3 protein-coding genes are annotated in these 3,218 nt (G+C 74.5%); 2 read left to right on the top strand and 1 reads right to left on the bottom strand.

Annotation, left to right across the window (positions count from 1 at the left end):
- Positions 1-28 precede the first annotated feature (28 nt).
- Positions 29-1,258 (bottom strand): site-2 protease family protein, encoded by a 1,230-nt coding sequence (locus L7D48_RS27530; protein ID WP_237883617.1) that lies wholly within the window; start codon positions 1,256-1,258, stop codon positions 29-31.
- Positions 1,259-1,393: 135 nt separating this feature from the next.
- On the opposite strand from L7D48_RS27530, the gene L7D48_RS27525 reads away from it, so the two are divergent.
- On the top strand, positions 1,394-2,365 hold the full coding sequence (locus L7D48_RS27525; RefSeq protein ID WP_237883616.1) for a RecB family exonuclease: 972 nt from the start codon (positions 1,394-1,396) through the stop codon (positions 2,363-2,365).
- Between the two features lie 96 nt (positions 2,366-2,461).
- Positions 2,462-3,133, top strand: a complete 672-nt coding sequence (locus tag L7D48_RS27520; protein ID WP_101257219.1) for a response regulator transcription factor — start codon at positions 2,462-2,464, stop codon at positions 3,131-3,133.
- Positions 3,134-3,218 lie beyond the last annotated feature (85 nt).

Here is a 3,218-nt window from a genome sequence, read left to right as displayed (position 1 = left end):
GCGGGACGGGGTTCGCGGGGGGCGGCGGTCAGGAGGCGGGCTTGGCCATGGCCGCCACGAAGGCCCGCTCGACGTCGCCGGCCGACAGCACCCCGTAGATCTCGCCGCTCCCCTCCACCACCAGGTACTCGGTGGCGGGGGTGGCGCGCAGGTGCTCCAGCAGCTCCTCCCCGGCCAGCTCGGCCCACACTCGCATGCCCTCGGTGAGGTCCTGGGCCAGGGTGCTCACCGCCACCCAGGGGCGCCGGTGCTCGGGCACCCCGGCGATGGCCGCCTCGCGGACGACGGCGACCGCCTCCCCCTGGCCGTCCACGACCACCAGGGCCCTGGCCCCGGCCTCGTTGGCGCGGCGCAGGCCCTCCGACAGGGGGGTGTCGGCGGAGACGGGGACGGCGCGGCGGGTCAGGGCGCGGGCGCTCAGCTCCGGCAGGCGCTCGCGCAGCCTGGCCATGCGCAGGCTGTTGCCGGCGCCGGTCCAGATGATCGCGGCGAGGATGGCGGCGAGCAGGGCGTCGGTGATGGAGTCCACCCCGCCGAAGCCCTCCTCGGCGCCGTAGCCCCCCGCGTAGCTGAGCAGCGGCATCCCGATCAGGACGGCGACGGCGAGCGCACGGCCGGTCCAGGCCGCGGCGACGGTGCCGGTCATCGGCTTGCCGCTGATCTTCCACACCACCGCGCGCAGCATCCGGCCGCCGTCCAGGGGCAGGCCCGGCAACAGGTTGAAGATCGCGACGATGAGGTTGGAGACCATCAGCCCGGCCAGCAGCACCGCGGGCACGGTACCGGGCTCGACGGCGAACAGCCCCAGGTAGAACACGCCCGACAGCACCAGGGAGAGCAGCGGGCCGACGAAGGCCAGGACGAACTCCCGGCCCGGGGTCTCGCTCTCCTTCTCGATCTCCGACACCCCGCCGAAGAACTGGAGCTGGATGCGGCGCACCGGGAGCTTGAAGCGCAGTGCGGCGACGGTGTGGGCCAGCTCGTGGACCAGCACCGAGGCGTAGAAGGCCACCGCGAAGAACAGGGACACCAGGTAGCGGGCGCCGCCCAGTTCCGGGAGCACGCGCTCCAGCTGGCCGCCGAAGACCCAGGTGATCAGCGCGGCGACGACGAACCAGCTCGGCGCCACGTACACGGGCACACCGAAGGGGCGGCCCATGAGGATGCCGCCGCCGCTCTCCCGCGGGCGCTTCGGCCTGCCGTCCGCCGATTCGCCGGGGCCGGGCTCCGGCCGCCCGCCGTTGTCCGTGTCCGCCACGGGTTCCCCTCGTAGAAGATGCCCTCGCACCCGGTGGTCGGCCCCCGCGGCCGTGCGGTGCGGGGAAGGGTGCGAAGGGGTACGCCATCGATGGTAAGCGGCGGTGTGTCGGTGGCGGGCCGTAGGGTCGTGTCCATGGTCTCCCATCCGGCATCCGGCAAGGCGTCCTCGCCCGCCTCGCCGCCCAACTCCCTGTCACCCTCGCGGGCCGCCGACTTCATGCAGTGCCCGCTGCTGTACCGCTTCCGGGTGATCGACAGGCTGCCCGAGAAACCGACGCCCGCGGCCACCCGGGGCACGGTGGTGCACGCGGTGCTGGAGCGGCTGTTCGACGCTCCGGCCGCCGAGCGCAGCGTACGCCGGGCGCGTTCGCTGGTGGTGCGGGAGTGGGAGCGGCTGCTGGCGAAGCGGCCGGAGCTGGCGGAGCTGTTCACCGAGGACGGCAGGGCGGCCCCGGGCGAGGGCGCGGCCGACGGCACCGAGCTGGCGCGGTGGCTGGCCCAGGCGGAGGAGCTGGTCGAGCGGTGGTTCTCCCTGGAGGACCCCACCAGGCTGGAGCCGGCCGAGCGCGAGCTGTTCGTGGAGGCCCGCCTGGAGTCCGGGCTGCGGTTGCGCGGCATCATCGACCGGGTGGACGTGGCGCCCACCGGCGAGGTCCGCATCGTCGACTACAAGACCGGAAAGGCGCCCCGGCCTCAGTACGCGGCCGAGGCGCTGTTCCAGATGAAGTTCTACGCCCTGGTGCTGTGGCGGCTGCGCGGCACGATCCCGCGCCGGCTGCAGCTGGTCTACCTGGGCAGCACCGACGTGCTCACCTACGACCCGGACGAGAACGACCTGCGCGGGGTGGAGCGCAAGCTGCTGGCCCTGTGGGAGGCGATCCGGCAGGCGACCGAGACCGGCGACTGGCGGCCCAGGCCGGGCCCGCTGTGCGGCTGGTGCGCCCACCAGGCGCTGTGCCCGGAGTTCGGGGGCACTCCCCCGCCGTATCCGCTGATGATCCAGCCCCGGCTGCCGCTGGATCCGGACGGCGGCGGGAGCGGCGATGCGGGCGGTGGCACGGGCGGTGGCACGGGTGCCGGCGGGGAGGGCGGCGAGGGGTTCTGACCGCGGTGGCCGACCGGGCCCCCTCCCGGGGGCGGAGGGCGCGGCCGGCTGGGCGAGAATGGGCCTGCCGAGCCCCCGTTCCCGATAGGAGTTCCCGTGGCAATCCGCGTCCTGCTGGTCGACGACCAGCCGCTGCTGCGCACCGGCTTCCGGATGATCCTGGAGGCCGAGGGCGACATCGCCGTGGTGGGCGAGGCCGGGGACGGCCTGCAGGCGCTGGAGCAGGTGCGGGCCCTCCAGCCGGACGTGGTCCTGATGGACATCCGGATGCCGCGGATGGACGGTGTGGAGGCGACCCGGCAGATCACCGGCCCGGAGCGGGACGGCCCCGCCAAGGTGCTGGTGCTCACCACGTTCGACCTGGACGAGTACGTGGTGGAGGCACTGCGCGCGGGCGCGTCCGGCTTCCTCCTCAAGGACGCCCCGGCCGCCGAGCTGGTGCAGGCGATCCGGGTGGTGGCGGCCGGCGAGGCGATGCTCGCCCCCAGCATCACCCGGCGCCTGCTGGACAAGTACGCCGGGAAGCTGCCCTCGGGCGAGGAGGAGGTGCCCGACGCGCTGGGCACGCTCACCGACCGCGAGGTCGAGGTGCTCAAGCTGGTGGCGCGCGGCCTGTCGAACGCCGAGATCGCCGCGGACCTCTTCGTCAGCGAGACGACGGTGAAGACCCATGTCGGCCATGTGCTGACCAAGCTGAGCCTGCGCGACCGGGTGCAGGCCGCCGTTTACGCCTACGAGAGCGGGCTGGTCCGCCCCGGCGACCGGTAGGGCGCCCGCCGGGGCCGGTGACGCCGGTGCGCCGCCCGCCGCGGGGAGGCGGCGGGCGGCGCACCGGCGGCGGGCGGCTTCGGGG

This window comes from Streptomyces sp. ICN903, assembly GCF_022015835.1.
Classification (GTDB): Bacteria; Actinomycetota; Actinomycetes; order Streptomycetales; family Streptomycetaceae; genus Streptomyces; species Streptomyces fenghuangensis.
This window is presented reverse-complemented; position numbering and strand designations above follow the sequence as displayed.

Coding starts and splice junctions, on each gene's coding strand:
- L7D48_RS27525 (WP_237883616.1), top strand. CDS start 1,394: ATGGTCTCCCATCCGGCATCCGGCAAGGCGTCCTCGCCCGCCTCGCCG.